Genomic DNA, 23,927 nt, shown 5'->3' on the forward strand with positions numbered 1-23,927 from the left:
CAGGGGCTCCAGCTTGGGGCCCCGACGAGGAACTGACGCACCAGCAGCAGAAATCACACACCTACTAACGGCCAACTACTGGCGCAGGACACTAGTCGGACTCCGTTAGGTCGTTCGGTTTGTGCTGATCAAGAGCATGTTGGAGGTGTGGACTCGCACGAAGTGGAGCGTATGCGGGCGGCGTTGGCGTTGTTCGTGGCGGATGTGTTCGCCTCGGTGCCGCGTAAGGACCAGCGGGCCAAGGGCGACTGTTATCTGCGGGGCCTGATGATGGACGGCCGCCGCAAGTCGGTCCAGGCCATGGCCTCGCGGCTGCCGGACGGCAATGAGCAGAACCTGCAGCAGTTCGTGAACCAGTCCACCTGGGATCCGGTGCCGGTACGCCGGCGGATCGCCGGGCGGCTGGTGCCGCAGATCGCCCCGGAAGCCTGGGTGATCGACGACGTGTCCTTCCCCAAGGACGGGAACATGTCGGTCGGGGTCGCCCCGCAGTACTGCGGGGCGCTGGGCAAGCAGGCCAATGCCAGGTCGCGGTCAGCGTGCACGCCGTCTCCGATCGCGCCTCGTGCCCGCTCAACTGGCTCCTGTTCCTGCCCCCGGAGTGGGAGCGCGACAGCTGCCGGCGCGAGAGGGCCCGGGTGCCCCAAGGCGTGGGGCACCGGGAGAAGTGGCGCCTCGCGCTGGACGCCCTGGACGAACTGGCCGGGTGGCAGCTGTCGCCGCCGCTCGTGGTGGCCGATGCCGACTACGGCCAGAACGCCGACTTCCGCGCCGCCCTGACCGCCCGGCAACACCCCTACATGGTCGCCATCCGCGGCGGCCTGACGGTCCAGCCGGATGCAGCGGTCCCCGAGACCCCGGCCTGGTCGGGCACCGGCCGCCGACCGGAATCCCGCTACCGGCAGCCACCGGTGGCGGTGGCGGACCTGGCCGCGGCCGCCGGCCGGGAAGCTTTCCAGACGGTGACCTGGCGCCAAGGCTCCCGCGGCCCGATGACCTCCCGCTTCCTGGCCCTGTTGGTCCGGCCGGCCAGAGTGCGTCCGTGCCAGATGGCCCGGGCGGCCGCGGTGGCCGCGCACGGCCGGTGGGACGGCGTGCTGCCCCGGGTGCACCTGCTGGCCGAATGGCCCGACGGTGAGGGCACCCAGACCCGCTTCTGGCTGTCCGACCTGCCCGCCGGCACACCCGTCGCCGACACAGACTTCCGGGTTGTCGCCGAACCTCCCCATGCCGCACAGCTGGGCGCGCACTCCACAAAGCGGAACAGGGATGGCCCCAAGTTCGACGGTCAGATGCTCCAACACGTCGAGCCCGAGAAGACGACCGCATCGAAATCGGGGGGCAGCTCTCAACCCCATGCAGCCCGCCGTTCAGCGCCGGAGACCCCTGAGGTTGTCGAACCCCCACAAAGACCGTGCCCAATTGCGCAGCAAGCCAGCAGCTCTCCGTTCCCTTGAATGATCTTACCTGCACCAGGGGTCAGCATTCAGGTCGGCGGTTCATCGCCGGCAGGGGCAGCTAGGTGCGTCCAACCTGCAAGCCAACCGATCTGGCGGGCAGTCAGGAAGGTCAGCATTGGGTCAGCATTAGGTCTGCCAAGCTCTGCCACAGAGGATCACACCCTGGACCGCGAAGCCCCTCTGCAGCATCCGAATTCAGGGGCTGCGCAACATCGCGGCCCCCTAGTCGCCGCCCTGAGCCAACCACCGCTCGAATCTCGAGCAGGGCAGGCATTTGCCCAGCTCAGCGTACCCGTCCCCGCGGTTTCAGCGGCACAGGCGGCAAGTCCGGCGCAGGGATCCGGTCACCGTCATAGCCTTTCACCTCGCCGAAGCGCGAGCTTTCCATCCAGTCCGAACGGGCTTGTGCGATATCCTCGTTCGACCGCCCGATGAAGTTCCACCACAACCCCATCGCAGTCCGAGCGCGAGCGACCCCCGACGCCAGGTCACGACGCGACTGCACCATGGAGAGACTGGGACGCCCCGCTCACAGTCGAGGCCCTCTAGATCCACCATCAGGTCGCCAACCAAGTCCTCAATGCCCGCCTGTGGGCCCAAGCCCGGACCAGTTACGGTCCAGTGTCAGCCCTCTACGCGTCGCCCGACCGTTCCTGCGGGTCGGGGGTCCTATAGTGCGTGTACCGCCAGCAGACGAAGAACCTGCCTGTCTGGCACCGCATCCAGCCCAGGCGGCGAACGCCGCATCACGGGCACTCTTGACGCAGGCGAAGGCTGGAGTGCCCCTCACACCGCCTGAGGCCGAGGCCAGACGCGCTGAGGCGCCGGCGTGCGGCCACAACTGCACGGTTCCTGACGGACCGGGGCGCTCCGATGCCGTGCACGAGCGTGACCTTCGCTGCCGCAAGGTCGATACTGCCGACAGCAGGGAACCCGACCAAGCCGCACCCGACCGCTTTTCCGACCTGACGAGGCGTCACCAAAGTCAGCATTAAGTCAGCGTCAGTACCGCCAGCACCCGCTCCAAGCCGCCACGGACCGCCAAGATCGAAAACGACTCCCACCCATACTGACCTGCAAAAACACAGGTCAGCGACTGACCTGTTAGGCTCCCCAGGAGGTACCCATGAAGATGCTGATCAACGTCGCGGAGACGGTCGTAGCGGACGCGCTGCGGGGCATGGCGGCCGCGCATCCCGACCTGACGATCGACGTGGAGAATCGCGTGATCGTGCGCAGGGACGCCCCCGTCGAAGGGAAGGTCGCCCTCGTCTCCGGCGGGGGGTCCGGGCACGAGCCGCTGCACGGCGGGTTCGTGGGACCGGGCATGCTGTCGGCCGCCTGTCCCGGTGAGGTGTTCACCTCACCGGTGCCCGATCAGATGGTGCGGGCCGCGGCCGCCGTGGACAGCGGGGCGGGGGTCCTGTTCGTCGTGAAGAACTACACGGGCGACGTCCTCAACTTCGACATGGCCGCCGAGCTCGCCGAGGACGAGGGCATCCAGGTCGCCAAGGTGCTCGTCAACGACGATGTGGCCGTCACCGACAGCCTCTACACGGCCGGGCGGCGCGGCACCGGCGCCACGCTCTACGTGGAGAAGATCGCGGGCGCGGCTGCCGACGAGGGCATGCCTCTGGAGCGGGTGGAGGCGATCGCGCGGCAGGTGAACGAGAACGCGCGGAGCTTCGGGGTCGCGCTGAGTGCTTGCTCCACGCCTGCCAAGGGCAGCCCGACCTTCGATCTGCCCGCCGGCGAGCTGGAGTTGGGCGTCGGGATCCACGGGGAGCCCGGACGTGAGCGGCGCCCGATGATGACGTCCAGTGAGATCGCGGACTACGCCGTGGACGTCGTGCTCCAGGATCTCAACCCCCGCAACCCGGTGCTCGTGCTCGTCAACGGCATGGGGGCCACTCCCCTCCTCGAGCTGTACGGCTTCAATGCCGAGGTCCAGCGGGTCCTGGCCGAGCGCGGTGTCGTCGTGGCGCACACGCTGGTCGGCAACTACGTGACCTCGCTGGACATGGCCGGGGCCTCCGTCACCCTGTGCCAGGTCGACGAGGAGCTGCTGCGGCTGTGGAACGCTCCGGTGCGTACCGCCGGGCTCCGCTGGGGTATCTGATCCGTATACGGACGCCCCGCCGTCACCACGTACCACTCGTGCCGCACTGCCCGACTGTTCTACCCCGCAAGGAGTTTCCGTGCTCGATGCCGCATTCTTCCGTCAGTGGCTGACCTCGGCCGCCGCCCTCGTCGACCGGGAGGCGGAGCGGCTCACCGAGCTGGACTCGCCGATCGGTGACGCCGACCACGGCAGCAACCTCCAGCGCGGGTTCGCCGCCGTGGCGGCCACGCTGGAGAAGGAGGCGCCCGCCACGCCGGGGGCCGTGCTCACCCTGGCGGGGCGGCAGTTGATCTCGACCGTGGGGGGTGCGTCGGGGCCGCTCTACGGGACGCTGCTCCGGCGTACCGGCAAGTCGCTCGGTGACGCCGCCGAGGTCGACGAGCAGCAGCTCGCCGACGCGCTGCGCACCGGCGTCGACGCGGTGAGCGCGCTCGGCGGCGCCGTGCCCGGCGACAAGACCATGCTGGACGCCCTCGTCCCGGCGGTCGACGCGCTCGCGGAGTCCTTCGGCGCGGCGCGCGACGCCGCGAACGAAGGCGCCCTCGCCACGACGCCGCTCCAGGCGCGCAAGGGGCGGGCCAGCTATCTGGGCGAGCGCAGCATCGGCCACCAGGATCCCGGGGCGACCTCGTCGGCGCTGCTCTTCGACGCGCTCGCGCAGACCGCGGAGGCCGGCCGTGAGTGACGACAAGATGGTCGGCATCGTCCTCGTCTCGCACAGCGGTGCCGTCGCGGAGTCCGTCGCCGCGCTGGCCATGGGGCTCGCGGGCGGCGGGGCGACCGCGCCCGTGGCCGCCGCGGGCGGCACCGAGGACGGCGGCCTGGGCACCAGCTCGGAGCTCATCGCCCAGGCGGCGGCGAAGGTCGACCGCGGCGCGGGCATCGCGATCCTCACCGACCTGGGCAGCGCGGTCCTGACCGTGAAGGCGCTGATCGCCGAGGGCGACGAGCTCCCGGAGGGCGCCCGCCTGGTGGACGCCCCGTTCGTGGAGGGCGCGGTCGCGGCGGTGGTGGCCGCGTCGGCGGGCGCCGATGTCGACGCGGTGGAGGCCGCGGCGGCGGAGGCGTACGACTACCGGAAGGCGTGAGGGGCAGCGGAGGGCGTGCTCTGACAGGCGGGACGGCCCGCCTGTCTCTTCAGCGATCACACCAGCTCGTGGCGCGAGGCATGGTGCGCGTCATGGCGCGTAGCGACCATCGGCGACTTCCTGCGCCGATCGTCTCAGTTCTGCCGGAGGAACTGCCGGGCCAGCGCGTCGCCTCGGGCGACCGCGGCCCGGTGGTTCTCGATCGGCGACGCCTTGGGGCCCTCGAAGACGATGTAGGTGACGCCCGCGTCGGTGCCGCCCGACCGGGGGTCGGGGCGGATGCCGAGCGACTTCGCCGCCGCGTAAGACGCCTCGCCGATGAGGTCCTTGGGGCCGGTGTCGCCGACGACGGCGTACAGGACCTTGCCCTGGTGGATCACGGCGGCCACCGAGCCGCCCGTGATGCCGTGCGCCGTGTGGCTCCAGCGGCGGCTCGCGCCCGGCACGACGACGTACGGGAGGTGCTCCGCGCTCAGCTGACGGCCGGTGGACTCCTGGAACGCGGTGGCGTCGAGGAACAGCGGGTCCGTGCGCCGGTTGCAGGCCTTGCTCCGGCGGCCGTCGCAGTCGATGTCCATGTCGGCCTTCCAGAACACCGCGCCCCGCTTGCCGCAGACGGGGATGTTCGCGCGGGCGCCGTCGTCCGTACGGTACTTGTCGCGCGAGACCTGTCTACAGCCTTCGACCTTGGCGAGCAACGCGGCGGCGGACACGGAACCTTCCTGGACGGCTGGAGCGGCCGGAGCAGCTGGAGGGCCTGAAATCCCACTGTTCTGAGGGGACTTGGGGTTCGCCGTGTCCCCCTGCGGATGCGCCGACGCGGGCAGGGACGCGGGCGAGAGCAGGACGGCTCCGGTGGCGACTGCGAGTGCCGCTGTTCTGGTGCGCACGAGAAGGGACCTTCCCTGGGAGGAAACTGACGACTGGTCGGACGAGCCGCGGCCGGTTGCCACGGCACGCGACCGGACATCCCAATCTGTCCCGACTCGTACACCTCGGCCACTGTTCGGGGTCCGGACGGTGCACGCGAACCCGGAGACGCACATGCGCACCCCTCTTGATGTGCACTCGACACCTGTGTCAAATAGGTCCGGACCAATGCCGCCCGAGCGGAAGGCACAACCGTGCGACGGACCCCCCACATGTCCACCCCCATCGCCGCCCTCCTGACCGTCACCACCTGCGCCCTCGCCGCCTGCACCCTCAGCGCCTGCGCCTGGGGCGGCGACCAGGACACGAAGGACGTGCAGCCCCCGGCCGCCCCCCGAGGCGTCACCGTCCAGGCGGGCAGCGCCACCACCGCCCACGTCATGTGGAACCAGGCCACGGACGACACCGAGGTCACCGGCTACGACGTGTACCGGGGCGCCACCAGGGTCGAGCGCGTGCCGGGCGGCAAGCACATGGTGGACGTCGTCGGCCTGAAGCCGTCCACGGCCTACACCTTCACCGTCCGCGCCCGCGACGCCGAGGGGAACGTCGGCCCGGCCAGCAAGAAGCTGACGGTGACCACGCCCGCCGCGGCCACCGCGGACCGCGAGCCGCCCTCGCGGCCCGGATCGCCGCGCGGCTCGGCCGAGGGGAGCAGGGCGGTGAAGCTGTCCTGGGACGCGTCGAAGGACGACCAGGGCGTCGCCTCGTACGAGATCTATCAGGGCACGTCGAAGATCCACAGCGTGGACGGGAGCGAGCGCGAGACCCTCGTCACCGGGTTGCGGCCGGGCACGGACTACCGCTTCACCGTCAAGGCGCTCGACGCGGCCGACAACGCGTCGCCCGCAAGCCGTGCCGTCCGCCTCACCACCGCGGCCGGCCGGGACGACGGACGGGGCACGGCGCCGACGGACTTCCGCGCGAAGACCCGCCACGCCGACGACGGGGCCTACTACATCGACCTGGCCTGGACGCCGCCGCACACCGGCGGCGCGGTGGCGGAGTATCAGATCCACCTCGACGGCAAGACCGCCACCTCGCTGGTGTTCGGCGGTACGGCGCCCCAGAAGAAGGCCACCCACAGCTTCTACGTGGGCAAGAAGGCGGGTGACACGCATCGCGTGAAGCTGCGGGCCAAGCTCCCCGACGGGACGTGGGGCGGCTACTCCCCCGAACGGACGGTCACCACCGGCTGAGGGCCCCTGCCAGTGACGCCGGGTCAGCTGTCGTCCGTCGGCCGTACGAAGGATTCCGTCACCTGCCCGGTGGCTGTCCGCATGCGGACCGGGTGGATGGCACGTTGGCTCGTCGTCAGGTAGCACGGGCGCTCCCCGACCCCCGGCGGCGCATGGGACGTACCGCCTCCCGTGCCACCGGAGGGCAGAGACTCATGCGTACCACTCAGATATTCGTCCACGCCGGCCTGACCATCGCCGCCGCTGCTGCACTTCCGCTGGCACTGACCGCTCCCACGGCGTTCGCCGCCGGGATCACGGTGACCGCCACGGGATCAACGGTGACGGTGACCACGGCGGCCTGCACCGACGGAGGCAACGCCTCGCTGATGAGCAACGGCCAGGCCAGCTTCGCCCAGGGCAGGCAAGTGGAACTGACCAACGGCAGCGCCTCCTGGCAGAACGTCAGTACCGGCACCCATACGGTGGCGGTGGTCTGCGACGACGGTTCGGCTGCCGGTTCCCAGACGGTCACCGTCGGGGCCACGCCGACCACCTCGTCCACGACGGCGCCCGCGCGCGGCGTCCGGGGCGGTCTCGGGGGCGGCAGCGAGGACTACGGCACCTACACCCTCGTCGCGGGCGGGGCCCTCGTGGCCCTGGCCGCCGCCGGTGGCGGTGCCTGGTACCTGCGCCGCCGCGGCGCGCAGCACCGGCTCTGACCCGGCGATCCCGGGATACAGAGCCACGAAGAAGACGGCTGCCGCCGGTCCGACGTGAGTCGGACCGGCGGCAGCCGTCGTTCATGTCTGCGTCAGGCGATCGGGATCAGGCCTCACGCGTCGTGTCAGTCACGTCAGGCGCGTCAGTCAGGTCAGGCGCGTCAGGCGCCCCGAGCTCCTCCAGCGTCCGCTCCAGCCACTGCGTCCAGAACGTCTCCAGGTCGATCCCGGCCCGCAGCACCACATGCCTCAGCCGGTCCTCCACCGCGTCCTTCCCCGGTGGGAAGTCCCGCTTCTCGATCTCCTCGTACTCGGCCAACTGCTGCCGGTGCAGGGCGAGATGACGGCGCAGGTCCGCCTCGATGCCGTCCGTGCCGACGACCGCCGCCGCCCGCAGGCGCAGCAGCAGCGTGTCGCGCAGCGGCTTGGGGTCCTGGCTCGCGGCCGTCCAGCGGGCCAGCTCGGCGCGGCCCGCGGGCAGGACCTCGTACTCCTTCTTCTGCCCGCGGGTGGCCTGCTGCCGCTCAAGCGCGCGAATGGCCCCCTCCCGCTCCAGCTTCCCCAGCTCGCGGTAGATCTGCTGGTGCGTGGCCGACCAGAAGTAGCCGATCGACTTGTCGAACCTGCGGGTCAGCTCGAGCCCCGACGAAGGCTTCTCTAGCAGGGCGGTGAGGATCGCGTGCGGGAGTGACATGGCGGCCATCCTAGGTACGGCGTCCGGAGCGGACGCCCGGCGTCACAGCGCGGCGGCCAGCTCCGTGCCCTGCTTGATGGCGCGCTTGGCGTCCAGCTCGGCCGCCACGTCCGCGCCCCCGATGAGGTGCGCGCTGTGCCCGGCGGCGAGCAGCTCCTCGTACAGGTCGCGGCGCGGGTCCTGGCCGGAGCAGAGGACGACCGTGTCGACGGGGATGACCGTGGACTGTCCGTCGACCGTGACATGCAGGCCCGCGTCGTCGATGAGGTCGTAGCTGGCGCCCGCCACCATCGTGACGCCGCGGTGGCGCAGCTCGGTGCGGTGGATCCAGCCGGTGGTCTTGCCGAGGCCCTGGCCGACCTTGGACGTCTTGCGCTGCAGGAGGTGGACCTGGCGCGGCGGGGTGGGCCGGTCGGGTGCGGTCAGGCCGCCGCGGTCCTTGTAGTCCATGTCGACGCCCCACTGCCGGAAGTACGTCGCCGGGTCCAGGCTCGCCTTCTCGCCGCCGTCGGTCAGGAACTCGGCGACGTCGAAGCCGATGCCGCCCGCGCCGATGATCGCGACCCGCTCCCCCACGTGCACGCGGTCGCGCAGCACGTCGAGGTAGCCGACCACGCTGGGGTGGTCGATGCCGGGGATCTCGGGGGTGCGGGGCGTAACGCCGGTGGCGACGACCACATCGTCGTACGCGGCCTTCGCCAGCTCCTCCGCGGTGGCGCGGGTGTTCAACCGGACGTCCACGCCGTGCCGTTCGAGCTGGTGGCGGTAGTAGCGCAGGGTCTCGTCGAACTCTTCCTTGCCCGGGACCTTGCGGGCGACGTTGAGCTGGCCGCCGATCTCGGACGCCGCGTCGATGAGCGTGACGGCGTGACCGCGCTCGGCCGCCGACACCGCGAAGGCCAGCCCGGCGGGGCCCGCGCCGACGACCGCGACGCGCTTCTTGTGACGGGTGGGCGTAAGGACGAGCTCGGTCTCGTGGCAGGCGCGCGGGTTCACCAGGCAGGAGGTGATCTGGAGGTTGAAGGTGTGGTCCAGGCAGGCCTGGTTGCAGCCGATGCAGGTGTTGATGGCGTCGGGCTGCTCGGCCCGCGCCTTGGCGACGAAGTCCGGGTCGGCGAGCAGCGGGCGGGCCAGCGAGACCATGTCGGCGGCGCCGTCGGCGAGCAACTGCTCGGCGATCTCGGGGGTGTTGATGCGGTTGGTGGTGACGAGCGGCACGGAGACCTCGCCCATGACCTTCTTCGTGACGAAGGTGTACGCGCCGCGCGGCACGGACGTCGCGATGGTGGGGATGCGTGCCTCGTGCCAGCCGATGCCGGTGTTGATGATCGTGGCGCCCGCGGCCTCGATCTCCTTGGCGAGGTGGACGACCTCTTCGAGGGTCGAGCCGCCGGGGACCAGGTCCAGCATGGAGAGGCGGTAGATGATGATGAAGTCCGCGCCGACGCGCTCGCGTATGCGCCGGACGATCTCGACGGGGAAGCGGATGCGGTTCTCGTAGGCGCCGCCCCAGCGGTCCTCGCGCTGGTTGGTGGGGGCCGCGATGAACTCGTTGATCAAGTAGCCCTCGGAGCCCATGACCTCGACACCGTCGTAGCCCGCGAGCTTGGCGAGCTCGGCGGCGCGCACGAAGTCCTCGACTGTCTGCTCGACCTCGTCGTCCGTGAGGGCGCGCGGCACGAAGGGACTGATCGGCGCCTTGATCGCGCTCGGCGCGACCAGGCCCTCGTGGTAGGCGTAGCGCCCGAAGTGCAGGATCTGCATGGCGATCTTGCCGCCCGCCGCGTGCACGGCGGCCGTGACGCCCGCGTGCTCGTGCGCCTCCGCCTCGGTGGTCAGCTTGGCGCCGCCGTCCCAGGGGCGGCCCAGCTCGTTCGGGGCGATGCCGCCGGTGACGATGAGACCGACACCGCCGCGCGCACGGGTCGCGTAGAACTCCGCCATCCGCTCGAAACCGTTCGGCGCCTCTTCCAGGCCCACGTGCATGGATCCCATCAGGACCCGGTTGGGCAGGGTGGTGAAGCCCAGGTCGAGCGGGTTCAGCAGGTTCGGGTAGCGGCTCATGCGGGCCCTCCGGCGTACGGGTGTGTCGTCAGGACAGTTCTAGAGGACGCCGACCCCTTGTGCAACTAGTTGCATAAAGACGTGGCGGGCGCCACTTCGACGCTGCGCTCCCCCCAAGTGACCGTTTTGCCTGTTTCGCCGGAAGATTCGCAGTGCGCAACAGGGGATTGACCATTCAACGAACCGCTCCTAGAGTCCTCGCACCCCCGCAGGTATATCGATTAACCGCCCTGGTTGGAGACATCCCGCTGTGCGCTCAACGATGAGTCGGCGCGGCTTCCTCGCCGCAGGTTCAGGCCTGGCCGCCGCCACCACCCTGCCCGCCCTCGCCGGCTGTTCCACGCTGGCCTCGGCGGATTCCGATCCCGACACGCTCGTGGTGCACAGCCAGCTTGGCACCACCGCGCCGGGCTCACCCACGTACCTGTCCGCCCTGAACACCTTCCGGGACGAGAACCCCGGCCTGAAGGTGAAGAACCTCGTGAACGGCGACGACCTCGCGCAGGTCTACGAGACCTCGCGGCTTGCCCGCAAGGAACCGGACGTCGTCATGGTGAACCTCTACGACAAGACGCTGGCCTGGACCGACGTCGGGGCGACCGTCGACGTCAAGGGGTACATGGACGACTGGGGGCTGCGCGAGCGCGTCCTGCCCGTCGCCCTCGACGCCTGGACCGACGGCAAGGGACGCCTTCGCGCCTTCCCGTACTTCGCCACCAACTGGCCCGTCGCCTACAACACCGCACTGCTCGACAAGGCCGGGGTCGACGCCGTCCCCACCACCGGCGACCAGCTGATCGCCGCCGCCCGCAGGCTCCGCGCCAAGGGGATCGCCCCGGTGACCGTCGGCGGCAACGACTGGACGGGCCAGAAGCTCCTCGCCCAGATCATCCAGACGTTCCTCTCCCCCGGCGAGGCGCGAAAGGTGTTCACGAGCGGCGACTTCAGCGGCAGCCGGGGCGCCCGCGAGGGCATCGAGTACTTCGCCGCCCTGCGCGACGCGGGCGTCTTCGCCGACAAGGCGCAGGGCCTGACCTCCGACACGATGACGACGCAGTTCAACACCGAGGCCGCCGCCGTCCAGTCCGCGATGTCATCGGCCCTGGCCAAGGTCCCGGAGAAGGTCGCCCGGCACACCGAGGTCGGCGGCTGGCCGCTCGCGCCGGACGCCGCGCACGCCAAGCCGACGATCCTGCGGACGTACACCCTCATCGGCTTCTGGATCAGCCCGAACGGCACGAAGAAGCTGGACGCGGTCGAGAAGTTCCTGCGCTTCATGTACCGCCCGGACACCGTGTCCCGCTTCATCAAGGAGAGCGGGCGCGACATGGCCCTGCGCTCCGACACCCTCAGCACGGACTTCCCGCTCGTCGCCGCGGCGCAGAAGCTCGGCACCGACGTAAGCCAGGCCCTGCTGCCCGACATCTACGTCCCGCCGGCCGCGACGCAGCCGCTGATCACCGCGACCAGTACGGCGTTCACCCGCGGCACCAGCCCCGCCAGGGTGCGCTCCGTGCTCGAAGCCGCGTACCGCACCGCATGAGCCGCCCGCCCGAGCCGCCCGAGCCTTCTGGGAGTCACCCGAGATGACGACGCCGACGATGTCGACGAACGTGCCGCCGGGCGGGACCGAGGTCCGCCCCGCACCCTCCAAGCCACCCGTCCGCAAGCGCCGCCAGGAAGGCGGCACGATCCTCGCCGTCCCGGCCCTGGTCTGGTACCTGGTCTTCATGGTCGGCCCGATGGTCGCGATCTTCGTGATCGCGGCACTGCACTGGCCGGGCATGCTCCAGCCCGTCTCGTTCGCCGGGCTCGACAACGTCCGTACGGTCTTCGACGACCCGGTGTTCTGGGACGCCGTACGCAACACGGCGGTCCAGCTCGCCGTCGCGCTGCCGATCATGATCGTGTGCGCGTACATGCTGGGCTACTACGTGGCGCAGAAGCCGCCGGGCCACAAGGTCCTGCGCTACCTCCTCTTCATCCCCGGCCTGATCTCCACCCCGGCCAAGGCGATGGTGTTCTACGCGGCGCTCTCCCCCGACGGCCTGGTCAACGGGGCGCTGAAGTCGGTGGGCCTCGGCTCGGTGACCGACGCCTGGCTCGCCTCTCCCTCGACGGCGCTCGCCTGTCTGATCGTGCTCGACATCTGGGGCGGCATCGGCTTCACCGCCGTCCTGTTCGCCGCGCGGCTCGGCAGTGTGCCCGAGGAGATCGGCGAGGCGGCGCAGCTGGACGGCGCCGGGCACTGGCGGACGATGTGGGGCGTGCACTTCCCGGTCATCCGCGAGTACGTGGGCGTGGTGACGATGCTCCAGTTCCTCTGGACGTTCTTCGGCTCGGCCCAGCACGTCCTGCTGCTCACGCAGGGCGGTCCCGGCAGCTCGTCGACGACGCTCTCCTTCCTCGTCTACCAGAAGGCGTTCATCGCGGCCGACCTCGGCTACAGCCAGACCGTCGGCGTGATCCTCTTCCTGGTCGGCCTCGCCGGTCTGCTCACCATCCGCCGCGCGTTCCGCCAGAACTACTGACGCCGCACGACCCCCGATCGGAGCCGGTCACCTTGAGAACCCTGAAACACGGAAAGTCCTGGCTGCCCGCGCACATCCTGGCGTGGGCGTACGCGGCACTGCTCGTCGTCCCCCTCTACTACCTGCTCGCGTCCGCCTTCAAGACGAACGACCAGATCTTCGCGAGCCCCTTCTCCCTTCCCACCTCGCTGTCGTTCGGCAACTTCGGCACGGCCTTCGAGAGCGCCGATCTGGGCCTCGCGGTCGTCAACTCGGCCCTGGTGACGGCCTTCTCGCTCGCGCTGACGCTGGCGCTCGCGATCCCCGCGGCGTTCGCGATCGCCCGCGCGACGGGCCGGATGGGGGCCTTCGTGGAGAAGGTCTTCTCGCTGGGCTTCCTCATCCCGACGTTCGCCGCGCTCTTCCCTACGTTCCTGCTGGCCGCGGCGACGGGCCTGTTCCACACGCGCCTGTTCATGGTGCTCTTCCTGCCCGCCACCGCGATGCCGCTGTCCGTGGTCATCCTGGTGCAGTTCATGCGGACCATCCCCAAGGAGATGGAGGAGGCGGCGCGGATGGACGGCGCCTCCACCTTCGCGGTCCTGCGCCACGTCTATACGCCGATGTGTCTGCCCGGCATCGCGACGGTGCTGCTCCTGAACTTCCTCACCTTCTGGAACGAGTACCTGTACTCGCTCGTCATCATCGGCCCCGACCCTTCCCAGCGGACCGTGCAGGTCGCCCTGCCCACTCTGAAGTCGCTGACGGGAACGGATTACGGAGTGCTGACCGCCGGTACGGTTCTGACTCTCGTACCGGTATGGGCCGTCTACACGGTGCTGCAGAAGCGGATGCAGCAGGCCCTCGTCAGTGGGGCGGTGAAGATGTGAGCGGGTCGGAAGCATCACGCAGGGACAACGGTGGCCGTCCGAACATCAAGGCGGTCGCCGCGGCGGCCGGGGTCTCCACGGCCGCCGTCTCGCAGGCCTTCAACGCCAAGGGCCGCATCTCCGAGGCCACCCGACGCCGCATCCTGGACGCCGCGGCCGACCTCGGCTGGTCGCCCAGCGCCACGGCCACCGCCCTGCGCAGCGCCCGCACGCGCACACTCGCCCTCGTCGTGCGCCGTCCCACGGACGTGCTCGGCGCGGACCCGCACTTCAGCGAGCTGATCACCGGCCTGGAGGGCGAACTGGCCCCGCGCGGCTACGGCCTGCTCCTCCACCTGGTCACGGACGTGGCCGAGGAGAGCGCGCTGTACGAACGCCTCGCCGCCGAGGGCCGCGTCGACGGCGCCGTCCTGACCGACGCCCGCGCCGACGATCCGCGCCCACCGCTCCTGCGGGGCCTTGGCCTGCCAGCCGTGCTGCTCGGCGCGCCCCACCCGGACGCGCCCGTGCCCACCGTGGGCCTGGGCAACCAGGGCGCGGGCATACACGAAGCCGTCGACCACCTCCTCGAGCTCGGTCACCGGCGCATCGCCTATGTGTCGGGGCCCGGCGAGCTGCTGCACACCGGTCTGCGCCGCACGGTCTTCGAAGAGACCCTGCTGCTCAAGGGAGTCGAGCCCGCAGCCGTCCTGAGCACCGATTTCTCCGAGGCGGCGGCCGTCGCCGCGACCGAGGAGCTGCTCGGCATGGCGGAGCGTCCCACCGCCGTCATGTACGCCAACGACTCCATGGCGGTGTGCGGCATCGGGGCGGCCCAGCGCGCCGGACTGCGCGTCCCGGACGATCTGTCCGTCGTCGGCTACGACAACCTCCCGATCGGCCGCTGGCTGCATCCGCGCCTGACGACCGTCGACCAGCAGGTGCAGCGGGTCGGCGCCGCCGCCGCGCGTGCGCTGCTCGCGCAGTGCGGCGAGGACGTGCCGCCCGTGGCGCTCGACGACCGGCCACGGCTCGTGGTCCGCGAGTCGACGGGGCCCGCGGGCTGACGGCCGTCCCCTTCCGCGTACTTCTCCACCTTCGTACGGAAAGACCTGAGTACCCCCATGCGACGCCACAGTGCCCAGCTCACCCACGACTCCGCCGTCCTGCCCTGGATCGGCGCCAACTTCTGGTCCCGCACCGGCGGTCCGCTGATGTGGCGGAACTACGACCCGAAAACGGTCCGCGAGGAACTGACCGTGCTGCGTGAGCACGGCCTGACGATGACCCGCTCGTTCTTCTACTGGCCGGACTTCCACCCCGAACCGCACCGCGTCGACGAGGAGCTGTGCGAGCGCTTTTGTGACTTCCTGGACGCGCACACCGAGATGGGGATGGGCACGGTGCCCACCTTCATCGTCGGTCACATGTCCGGCGAGAACTGGGACCCGGCGTGGCGCGGGGGCCGCGACCTCTACGAGGACGTGTGGCTGGTCGGCCGCCAGGCGTGGTTCGTGTCGCAGATGACGCGCCGCTTCAAGGACCACGCGGCGGTCACCGGCTGGCTCATCACCAACGAGATGCCGGGCTACGGCCGCATCTACCAGGTGGACCCGCCGTCCAGCGATGTCGTCACCGCCTGGGCGCAGTTCATGTGTGACGCGGTGCGCGCGGCGGGCGGCACGCAGCCCGTGTCGCTGGGCGACGGCGCGTGGGGCATCGAGGTGACCGGCCGCGACAACGGCTTCTCACTGCGGGACACGGCCGAGTACGTCGACTTCGTGGGCCCGCACGTGTACCGCTCCGACACGGACCGGGTCCGTCAGCACTACCGCGCCGCGTTCGAGTGCGAGCTGGCCGCGGTCACCGAACAGCCGGTAATCCTGGAGGAGTTCGGGCTCTCGACGGACACCGTGTCGGCGCGGAACGCGGGCATCTACTACCGCCAGACGCTCCACAACTCCCTGCTGGGCGGCGCGACCGGCTGGATAGCCTGGAACAACACCGACTACGACGACCTGTGGGACCAGTCGCCCTACGACCACCACCCCTTCGAGATGCACTTCGGCATCACGGACGGCACGGGCGCACCGAAGACTCCACTGGTCGAACTCGCCGCTTTCTCCAAGGTGTTGGAGCAGGTGGACTTCGCTCGCTGCCACCGTTCGGACGCCGACGCGGCGCTCGTCGTGCCCGCGTTCCTGGAGCGCGGCTACCCCTACAGCCGCCCTGCCGACCGCCCCCTGATCTTCACGTCCCTCCATCAGGGGTACGTCGCCGCGCGCGGGGCCGATCTCCCGGTGGGCCTCACGCGGGAGGCGGACGGGATGCCCGGGGACGCGTCCCTGTATCTCCTGCCGTCCACCCGGCAGTTGACGACCCGCACGCGGCGCGAGCTGGAGCGGCGGGCCCGCGAGGGCGCCACCGTCTACCTGTCGTTCTGCTCCGGCGAGCACCCCGGCACGCGCGGCCCGTGGTTCGACGACCTGGACGGCCTCTTCGGCGTCGAGCTCCAGCTCACCTACGGGGTGGCCGAACCCATCGAGGACGACGTCCTGGAGCTGACCTTCACCGAGGAGTTCGGCGGCATCGCGGCGGGTCAGACCCTGCGCTTCCCGGTCGCGGGCAACGAGGACAGCCGCGCCTATCTGCCGGTCGTGCCGGTGGGCGCGCGCGTCGTGGCGAAGGACGCGCACGGCCGTCCCGCGCTCCTGGTGAACGAGACGGGGAGCGGCCGTACGGTCCTGGCGACCTATCCGCTGGAGCACATGGCCGCGCGCACGGCCCGCGTCAACCCGGAGCAGACACACCGGCTGTACGCGGCGCTGGCCCAACTGGCGGGTGTGCGGCGGCCGGTGACGGTCGACAGCCCGTACGTCTCGGCGGATGCCCTGGTGCACGAGGACGGACGGCGGTTCGTGTGGCTGGTCAGCCAGGCCGACGAGGAGCTGACGGTACGTCCCGCGGTCGACGGTTCGCTGCACGACCTGGAGACGGGTGAGGCGGTGGAGGAGGTGCGGCTCGTCCCGTTCGGCGTGCGCGTCCTCGAACAGCGATGAGCGCGATCGGCCCGATGAGCACGCCGCTGTACCAGGAAGCCGGCGCTCCGGTCGCCGACCGGGTCCGCGATCTGCTCGCGCGGATGACGCTCACCGAGAAGGTGGGCCAGGTCAACCAGCGGATGTACGGCTGGGACGCGTACGAGCGGACGCCCGAGGGCCACCGCCTGACGGACGCCTTCCGTGCCGAGGTCGCCGCGTTCGACGGGATGGGCGCGCTGTACGGACTCCAGCGCGCCGACCCCTGGTCGGGCGTGACCTTCGCGGACGGCATCACCGCGGCGGACGCGGCACGCGTCGCCGACTCGGTGCAGCGGCACGTCATGTCGAGCACACGGCTCGGCATTCCGGTCCTGATGGTCGAGGAGGTGCCGCACGGCCACCAGGCCCTGGACGGCACGGTCCTTCCGGTGAATCTCGCGGTCGGCGCGACCTGGGACCCGGAGCTGTACGAGGCCGCCGCGGCGGGCGCGGCCTGCGAGCTGCGCGCCCGGGGCGGCCATGTGGCTCTCGTCTCGGCGCTCGACCTGGTCCGCGATCCGCGCTGGGGACGCGCGGAGGAGTGCTTCGGCGAGGACCCGTATCTGGCGGCACGCTTCACCGAGGCGCTGGTGCGGGGCATGCAGGGCGGCGATGCCGTGTTCGCCCCGGACCGGGCGGCGGTGGTGCTCAAGCACTTCGCCGGGCAGGGCGCGACGATCGGCGGCCGCAATAGCGCGGCCACGGAGCTCGGCCCGCGCGAACTCCACGAGATCCACCTGGTGGCGGCGCGGGCGGGGGTCCGCGCCGGAGCGGCGGGCGTCATGGCCGCGTACAACGAGTACGACGGTCTGCCGTGCGCGGCCGGCCGCGAGCTGCTCACCGGTCTCCTGCGCGAGCGCTGGGGGTTCACGGGTCTGGTGATGGCCGACGGCTGCGCCCTGGACCGCCTCGTGCGTCTCGCGGGGGACCCGGTGGCGGCGGGCGCGCTGGCGCTGGACGCGGGCACGGATCTGAGCCTGTGGGACGGCTGCTTCCCGCGTCTCGCGGAGGCGGTGGAGCGTGGTCTGGTCTCCGAGCACGCCCTGGACGCGGCGGTCGCCCGCGTCCTGACACTGAAGTTCCGCCTGGGGCTCTTCGAGCGGCCCTACGTCGACGAGGACCGTGACCGCGCGGCACCGCAGGCCGGGTTGAGCGAGCGCCTGGCCCGCGAGTCCGTCGTCCTGCTGAGCCATGACGGGACGACTCTCCCCCTGGCGCATCCCTCCCGCATCGCCGTCATCGGCCCCAACGCCGACTCGCTCCCCCAGCAGCTCGGCGACTACACCGCGCCGCAGCGCCCCGGCACCGGGCTCACCGTCCTCGACGGCATCAGGGCGGTGGCGCCGCCGGGCACCGAGGTGACGTACGCGCGGGGCTGTGAGCTGGTGGGCGACGACCGCGGCGGGATCGCGGACGCGGTGGCACTGGCCGCCGGCGCCGATGTCGCCGTGCTCGTGCTCGGCGGGTCCAGCGCGCGGGAGGCCGACACCCGCTTCGACAGCAACGGGGCCGCCGTCGTGGCCTCCGGCGCTCCGGCGGGCATGACGTGCGGCGAAGGGGTCGACCTGGCCGGACTGGGTCTTCCGGGTGGGCAGTTGGCGCTCCTGGATGCCGTGTCCGCCACCGGCACCCCCGTCGTCGCGGTCCTCGTCCAGGGGCGGCCGCATGCCGTTCCGGAGCTGTCCGGGCGGGCCCGTGCCGTGCTCTCGGCCTGGTATCCGGGGCCGTGGGGAGGGCGGGCGATCGCCGAGGTGCTCTTCGGGCGCGCGGAGCCCGTGGGGCGGCTGCCGGTCTCCGTGCCGCGCTCGGCGGCGCAGCTGCCGGTGTTCTACAACGCCAAGGATCACGGCTACCGGGGTTACGTGGACCAGCCCGCCACCGCGCTGTACGCCTTCGGCCACGGCCTGTCGTACACGACCGTCGAGTACGGGGAGCCCCGGCTCTCCCGCTCAAAGGCTCCGGTCGGCGATCCGGCGCTCACCTGCACGGTCACCGTGACGAACACGGGTGCGCGTGCCGTGCGCGAGACGGTGCAGCTCTATGTGCGCCGACTCGCGGGCTCCAGCTCCTGGCCGCGCGTCCGTGAGCTGCGCGGCTTCGCCCGCATCGCGTTGGCTCCGGGCGAGAGCGCCGAGGTCGTCTTCGTCGTCGAGGCGGACACCCTGGCCTCGCTGGACCGCGCTCTGGAGTACGTCGTGGAACCGGGCGAGCTTCTGCTGGAGACCGGGCCCTCATCCGACCGCACGAGCGGCGCCCTCCTGACCCTGACCCGCTCATGAGCGCCGCGTCCGAATCCCGCCAGCCGCACACGCGTGCAGCCCGCAGACTTAGGGGTGTCACCGGGAAGTACGGGTGTCACCGGGAAAGAGGGAGCAACTGATGACCAAGGTCACGGCCAAGGCCGTCTACACCACCGTCGCGAGCCCGCTGGGCGAGCTGCTGCTGGTCGGCGAGGAGTCGGCCACCGCGCCGGGCGGCACCGCGCTGGCCTCGCTGTCCCTGCCGGGGCAGAAGGGCGGCGCGGTCGTCCAGGACGGGTGGGTGCGCGACGACGAGGCCTTCGCCGTGATCGCCGGGCAGCTGCGCTCGTACTTCGCCGGGACGCTGACGCACTTCGACGTCGAGTACGTGAGTGGCGTCGGCACCGACTTCCAGGAGCGGGTCTGGCACGCCCTCGACTCCCTCCCGTACGGCACGACCACCACGTACGGGAAGCTCGCCGAACAGCTGGGCCTCTCGCGCGTCGCGGTCCGCGCCCTGGGCACGGCGATCGGGCGCAATCCGCTGCTGGTCGTGCGCCCCTGCCACCGGGTCATCGGCGCCGACGGCTCACTGACGGGGTACGCGGGCGGCCTTGAGGCCAAGCAGCGGCTCCTGGACCTGGAGTCCGCGTGAATCTGTAGTCACCGTCCGCCGCGGTGACCCAGGCGCTCCGAGAGATCGCCCGCCCCCTTGGCCGCCAGCTCGGCCAGTTCCTGTTCGCGCTGCTCGCTCCAGCGGATCATCGGCACGGAGATGGAGAGCGCCGCCACGACGTGGCCCGCGCTGTCGCGGACCGGGGCGGCCACGCAGCTCACGTCCGGGTTGGACTCGCGGTGTTCGGCCGCCACCCCGCGCTCCCGGATCTCGCCGAGCGCGGCGAGCAGCGCGTCCTGCTCGGTGATGCTGTTCTGGGTCATCGCCACCAGCTCCCTGCCCGCAAGGCGGGTTTCGAGCTCGTCCTGGGGCAGTGAGGCCAGCAGCATCTTGCCGACCGACGTGCAGTGCGCGGGCAGTTTGCGGCCCGCCGCGGAGACCATGCGCACGGCGTGCGTGGAGTCCACCTTGGCGATGTAGATGACGTCCGTGTCCTCGAGGACCGCCACGTGGACGGTCTCGTCGCAGGTCTCGGCGACCTCACGGGCCACCTGCTGGCCCTCGGCGGCCAGGTCGAGCTGCTCCGCGTACCGGCTGCCGAGCTGGTAGGCGCGTACGCCGAGGCGGTAGCGGCCCGTCTGGTCCGGGATCTGGACAAGGTACGAGCGGGCGGCAAGGGTGGTGAGCAGTTCGTGCACGGTGGTGCGCGGCAGCTGGAGTCTGCGGGTGACCTCGGGGGCGGACAGCGTGCCGTCGCCCTCCAGGAACAGCTCCAGTATGTCCAGCGCCCTGGTCACCGCTGGAACCAGTCGTCCCATGGTCGGCCTCCCACCCCGTGCGTCCGAAAGCTTCGTCCGAAACTTCGGTCAACGATCGATATGACGAACACAGGCTAGACACAGCGGCGTTCGGCGCGCAACGGCCTGAGGGGCACACCTGTGGACCCGATACCGATCCGAGGCCTGTCCAAGACCGTTTCGCTCGACCCATTGACACCCTGCCGCCTGCGTGAATACGGTCACGCCAACATTTCGAACGTGTGACGAAATACCGAACAACCAAGGGGCAACTGCCTTGCGTATTACGGGAATCAGCACGCACGTGGTGGGAACGCCGTGGCGCAATCTCACCTACGTCCAGGTCCACACCGACGAAGGCCTCACCGGCGTCGGCGAGACCCGCATGCTCGGCCGCACCGACGCGCTGCTCGGCTACCTCGGCGAGGCGGCGGCCAACCACATCGTGGGATCCGATCCGTTCGCGGTCGAGGATCTCGTGCGGAGGATGAAGTACGGCGACTACGGCCGGGCCGGCGAGATCGTCATGTCGGGCATCGCCTGCGTGGAGATGGCCTGCTGGGACATCAAGGGCAAGGCCCTCGGCGTACCGGTCTGGCAGCTTCTCGGCGGGAAGGTGACCGACAAGGTCAAGGCGTACGCCAACGGCTGGTACACCACCGAGCGCACTCCGGAGGCGTACCACAAGGCCGCCACGGCCGTGGTCGAGCGGGGCTACCGCGCCCTGAAGATCGACCCGTTCGGGACCGGCCACTTCGAGCTCGACCAGGCGGGCACGTCCTACGCGGTCTCGCTGATCGAGGCGGTGCGGGACGCGATCGGCCCGGACGCCGAGCTGATGCTGGAGATGCACGGGCGGTTCAGCCCGTCCACGGCGGTGCGCCTGGCCAAGGACATGGCGCCGTTCCGGCCCGCGTGGCTGGAGGAGCCGGTGCCGCCGGAGAACCTCAAGGCGCTTGAGAAGGTCGCCGCCAAGGTGGACATGCCCATCGCCACCGGTGAGCGCATCCACGACCGGATCGAGTTCCGCGAGCTGTTCGAGTCGCAGGCCGCCGACATCATCCAGCCGGACCTCGGCCACATCGGCGGCATCCTGGAGACCCGCAAGCTGGCCGCGACCGCGGAGACGCACTACACGCTGATCGCCCCGCACAATGTGGGCGGCTCGGTGCTGACCGCGGCCTCGCTGCAACTGGCCGCCTGCACGCCCAACTTCAAGATCCTGGAGCACTTCAACGACTTCGCGGACGCGGAGATCAAGAAGGTGGTCAAGGGCGCTCCGCAGGTGGTCGACGGCTACTTCGAGGTGTCGCACGCGCCGGGTCTGGGCGTCGAGCTCGACACGGACGCGGCGGCCGAGTTCCCGCAGCAGCAGGCGCGGTTCGACCTGTGGGCCGAGGGCTGGGAGAAGCGCGCCCCCAAGGCGGCCGCGAAGTGAGCGGCGACTCACGCGCGATCGTGATCGACCGGCCGGGCTCGCACCGGCTCACGGCCGGGGCCCGCCCCGAGCCGGGCCCGGGCGAGGTCCTGGTGCGCGTCGCCGCCGCCGGGATCTGCATGAGCGACCGCGAGGTGTACGACGGGCACCGGGACGCCGCCTATGTGCGCTATCCCGTGACCCCCGGGCACGAGTGGTCCGGCACCGTCGAGGCCGTCGGCGACGGCGTCGACCCGGCGCTCGTCGGGCGGAAGACCGTCGCCGAGGGGTTCCGTGCCTGCGGCACCTGCGAGCGCTGCCGGTGCGGCGAGACGAGTCTGTGCGGCGGCGGATACGCGGAGACCGGGTTCACCGAGCCCGGCGCCTTCGCCGACCACGTGGCCGTACCCGCCCGGCTCCTGCACCTGCTTCACCCGGACGCGGACCTGGCAGCCGCCGCCCTGCTCGAACCCGCCGCGGTGATCGCCGGAGCGGTGCGGACGGGACGACCGCGGCCCGGCGAGCGGATCGCGGTGGTCGGCGCGGGCACCCTGGGGATGCTCGCGGTGCAGTTGCTCGCCGCCTCGTCGCCCGGCGAACTCGTCGTGATCGACCCGCGGGCCGAGCGTGGCCTGCGGGCGCTGGAGTTCGGGGCGAGCGAGAGCCTGACGCCCGCCGAGGCGCAGGCGTACCACGGCCGCTTCGATCTGGTCGTGGAGACCGCGGGGGCGCCGAGCACGGCCGCCGACTCGTGTCTGCTCGCGCGCAGGGGCGGCCGGGTGGTCCTCACCGGCATGTTCACGCCCGGCGCGGTCGGCATCGATCCGGTGCATCTCTCGCTGAGCCAGCTGGAGGTGCGCAGTGTCTTCGGCGCGCCGTCCTCGGCCTGGTCGGACGCGGTGCGCGCCTTCGGGCTCGGCCTGCTCGACCCGGCGCCGCTCATCACGCACGAGTTCCCGCTGGAACGCTTCGGCGAGGCCGTCGCGCTGGTCGGCGGCGGCGACCCGAAGACCGGGAAGGTGCTCCTGCGTCCCTGAGATGCGCCCCTGAGACGTACGGCGGTGCGCGGTGTCAGCGCCCCGCATACCCCCGTACCGCCGTACACCCACCGAACCGACCAACGTACGAAATATCGAACACCGCGTCATTCACAGCGTATGGGAGTCCCGTGACCAGCCCGTCAGCACCCCGCCGTCCCGGCGTCGACGCCCTCGCCCGCATCGGGCACCCCGTCCCCGCCATCGACCCGGCCGACGCGTCCCCGCACGCGTTCCCCGACGGTGGCACCTGGCGCACCGAGATCCCTTCCGTGGAAGGTCCCGAAGCGCTCGCCGTCGTGCTCAAGGAGAGCTCGCGGCTCGACGTGCCGATCCACCGCATCAGCCAGGGCAGCGGCATCTGGATGCTCTCCGACGACGAGATCACCGAGATGGTGGAGGCCTGCGCCGAACGGGACATCGAGCTCTGCCTGTTCACCGGGCCGCGCGGCACCTGGGACATCGGCGCCGCGACCCGCACCGACTCCGGCGGCGGCGGCCTGCGCTCGCGCGGCCATGACGCGCTCGCCGGCTGCGTCGAGGACGCCGTGCGCGCCACCGAGTTGGGGGTGCGCTGCCTGCTCGTCGCCGACGAGGGCGTGCTGTGGACGCTGCACCGGCTGCGGGTGGCCGGCGTGCTGCCCGCCGACACCACGTTCAAGGTCTCCGCCCTGATCGGACCGGTCAACCCGGCCTCGTACGCGGTCTACGAGCGGCTCGGCGCCGACTCCCTCAACATCCCCTCCGACCTCACCCTCGACCACCTCACGGAGATCCGCCGGGCAAGCCGCGCCCCGGTGGACCTCTACGTCGAGGCGCCCGACGACCTCGGCGGCTACGTCCGGATGTACGAGGCGGCCGAGCTGATCCGGCGCGGCGCCCCGATCTACCTCAAGTTCGGCCTGAGCAAGTCCCCCGGCATCTACCCCTACGGTGCCCAGCTGCGCGACCACACCCTGGCCACCGCCCGCGAGCGGGTCCGCCGCGGCCGTCTCGCCCTCGATCTGCTCGCACGGCACGGCGCGGACGGCGGAATGTCGCCGCTCGGCTCCCGCATGCCCGGCGAGCTCCAGCGCTTCCCCGTCCCGGAAGGGGACTGACCC

The 23,927-nt window shown here is 71.1% G+C and carries 19 protein-coding genes and 2 pseudogenes; 16 read left to right on the plus strand and 5 right to left on the minus strand.

The genetic code is table 11. The features are described from left to right. Positions 1–171: 171 nt before the first annotated feature. Positions 172–1,457: pseudogene (locus ACIGXX_RS33620) on the plus strand (IS701 family transposase). A gap of 286 nt (positions 1,458–1,743) precedes the next feature. Here the strand turns inward: ACIGXX_RS33620 and ACIGXX_RS33625 are convergent. Next, positions 1,744–1,908: pseudogene (locus ACIGXX_RS33625) on the minus strand (pirin family protein); the annotation flags it as partial. 678 nt (positions 1,909–2,586) lie between these two features. On the opposite strand from ACIGXX_RS33625, the gene dhaK reads away from it, so the two are divergent. The 3 genes from dhaK (at position 2,587) to ACIGXX_RS33640 (ending at position 4,670) form a co-directional block, all read left to right on the plus strand. Next, on the plus strand, positions 2,587–3,579 hold the full coding sequence (gene dhaK / locus ACIGXX_RS33630; protein ID WP_351157384.1) for a dihydroxyacetone kinase subunit DhaK: 993 nt from the start codon (positions 2,587–2,589) through the stop codon (positions 3,577–3,579). 79 nt (positions 3,580–3,658) lie between these two features. Then, the gene (dhaL, locus tag ACIGXX_RS33635; RefSeq protein ID WP_351157386.1) at positions 3,659–4,267 is read left to right on the plus strand and encodes a dihydroxyacetone kinase subunit DhaL; all 609 of its coding nucleotides are present in this window, start codon (positions 3,659–3,661) and stop codon (positions 4,265–4,267) included. Then, positions 4,260–4,670, plus strand: a complete 411-nt coding sequence (locus ACIGXX_RS33640; RefSeq protein ID WP_351157388.1) for a PTS fructose transporter subunit IIA — start codon at positions 4,260–4,262, stop codon at positions 4,668–4,670. The genes dhaL and ACIGXX_RS33640 overlap by 8 nt, the downstream gene beginning before the upstream one ends. 134 nt (positions 4,671–4,804) lie before the next feature. Here ACIGXX_RS33640 and ACIGXX_RS33645 read toward each other — a convergent pair whose 3' ends face one another. Beyond that, positions 4,805–5,383 (minus strand): glycoside hydrolase family 75 protein, encoded by a 579-nt coding sequence (locus ACIGXX_RS33645; RefSeq protein WP_399981364.1) that lies wholly within the window; start codon positions 5,381–5,383, stop codon positions 4,805–4,807. Positions 5,384–5,812: 429 nt separating this feature from the next. Between ACIGXX_RS33645 and ACIGXX_RS33650 the strand changes: the two genes are divergently transcribed. Then, entirely contained in the window at positions 5,813–6,799 is a 987-nt protein-coding gene (locus ACIGXX_RS33650; protein WP_351157392.1) for a fibronectin type III domain-containing protein, read from the plus strand. Positions 6,800–6,993: 194 nt separating this feature from the next. Further along, complete coding sequence (locus tag ACIGXX_RS33655) at positions 6,994–7,500, plus strand: hypothetical protein (RefSeq protein WP_399981368.1); 507 nt, start codon at positions 6,994–6,996, stop codon at positions 7,498–7,500. 106 nt (positions 7,501–7,606) lie between these two features. On the opposite strand, the gene ACIGXX_RS33660 is transcribed toward ACIGXX_RS33655, so the two are convergent. Both ACIGXX_RS33660 and ACIGXX_RS33665 read right to left on the minus strand, forming a co-directional pair. Next, complete coding sequence (locus ACIGXX_RS33660) at positions 7,607–8,194, minus strand: PadR family transcriptional regulator (RefSeq protein ID WP_351157397.1); 588 nt, start codon at positions 8,192–8,194, stop codon at positions 7,607–7,609. Between the two features lie 42 nt (positions 8,195–8,236). After that, entirely contained in the window at positions 8,237–10,258 is a 2,022-nt protein-coding gene (locus ACIGXX_RS33665) for an FAD-dependent oxidoreductase (RefSeq protein WP_399981372.1), read from the minus strand. A 250-nt stretch (positions 10,259–10,508) separates the two neighbouring features. Between ACIGXX_RS33665 and ACIGXX_RS33670 the strand changes: the two genes are divergently transcribed. From ACIGXX_RS33670 to ACIGXX_RS33700, 7 genes are all read left to right on the plus strand, one after another. Beyond that, positions 10,509–11,801, plus strand: a complete 1,293-nt coding sequence (locus ACIGXX_RS33670) for an ABC transporter substrate-binding protein (protein ID WP_361471657.1) — start codon at positions 10,509–10,511, stop codon at positions 11,799–11,801. A gap of 43 nt (positions 11,802–11,844) precedes the next feature. Beyond that, complete coding sequence (locus ACIGXX_RS33675; protein ID WP_351157403.1) at positions 11,845–12,789, plus strand: sugar ABC transporter permease; 945 nt, start codon at positions 11,845–11,847, stop codon at positions 12,787–12,789. Between the two features lie 41 nt (positions 12,790–12,830). After that, the gene (locus ACIGXX_RS33680; RefSeq protein ID WP_351158014.1) at positions 12,831–13,658 is read left to right on the plus strand and encodes a carbohydrate ABC transporter permease; all 828 of its coding nucleotides are present in this window, start codon (positions 12,831–12,833) and stop codon (positions 13,656–13,658) included. Then, on the plus strand, positions 13,655–14,704 hold the full coding sequence (locus ACIGXX_RS33685) for a LacI family DNA-binding transcriptional regulator (protein WP_361471660.1): 1,050 nt from the start codon (positions 13,655–13,657) through the stop codon (positions 14,702–14,704). Before ACIGXX_RS33680 ends, ACIGXX_RS33685 begins: the two co-directional genes overlap by 4 nt. 57 nt (positions 14,705–14,761) lie before the next feature. Next, positions 14,762–16,696, plus strand: a complete 1,935-nt coding sequence (locus ACIGXX_RS33690; RefSeq protein WP_399981378.1) for a cellulase family glycosylhydrolase — start codon at positions 14,762–14,764, stop codon at positions 16,694–16,696. A 14-nt stretch (positions 16,697–16,710) separates the two neighbouring features. Then, complete coding sequence (locus ACIGXX_RS33695) at positions 16,711–18,996, plus strand: glycoside hydrolase family 3 N-terminal domain-containing protein (protein ID WP_399981381.1); 2,286 nt, start codon at positions 16,711–16,713, stop codon at positions 18,994–18,996. 100 nt (positions 18,997–19,096) lie between these two features. After that, positions 19,097–19,612 (plus strand): methylated-DNA--[protein]-cysteine S-methyltransferase, encoded by a 516-nt coding sequence (locus tag ACIGXX_RS33700; RefSeq protein WP_351157410.1) that lies wholly within the window; start codon positions 19,097–19,099, stop codon positions 19,610–19,612. A gap of 8 nt (positions 19,613–19,620) precedes the next feature. Here ACIGXX_RS33700 and ACIGXX_RS33705 read toward each other — a convergent pair whose 3' ends face one another. Next, the gene (locus ACIGXX_RS33705) at positions 19,621–20,391 is read right to left on the minus strand and encodes an IclR family transcriptional regulator (protein WP_351157412.1); all 771 of its coding nucleotides are present in this window, start codon (positions 20,389–20,391) and stop codon (positions 19,621–19,623) included. 256 nt (positions 20,392–20,647) lie between these two features. On the opposite strand from ACIGXX_RS33705, the gene ACIGXX_RS33710 reads away from it, so the two are divergent. The 3 genes from ACIGXX_RS33710 to ACIGXX_RS33720 all read left to right on the plus strand — a co-directional run bounded on the left by ACIGXX_RS33710 (position 20,648) and on the right by ACIGXX_RS33720 (position 23,924). Further along, on the plus strand, positions 20,648–21,808 hold the full coding sequence (locus ACIGXX_RS33710) for a mandelate racemase/muconate lactonizing enzyme family protein (RefSeq protein WP_399981387.1): 1,161 nt from the start codon (positions 20,648–20,650) through the stop codon (positions 21,806–21,808). Then, a complete protein-coding gene (locus ACIGXX_RS33715) occupies positions 21,805–22,824 on the plus strand; it encodes a zinc-binding dehydrogenase (protein WP_399981390.1) in 1,020 nt (339 codons plus the stop codon). Before ACIGXX_RS33710 ends, ACIGXX_RS33715 begins: the two co-directional genes overlap by 4 nt. Before the next feature lie 131 nt (positions 22,825–22,955). Continuing rightward, positions 22,956–23,924, plus strand: a complete 969-nt coding sequence (locus ACIGXX_RS33720) for a hypothetical protein (protein WP_351157419.1) — start codon at positions 22,956–22,958, stop codon at positions 23,922–23,924. Positions 23,925–23,927 lie beyond the last annotated feature (3 nt).

This window comes from Streptomyces sp. NPDC055243 (genome assembly GCF_044544025.1).
Classification (GTDB): domain Bacteria; phylum Actinomycetota; class Actinomycetes; order Streptomycetales; family Streptomycetaceae; genus Streptomyces.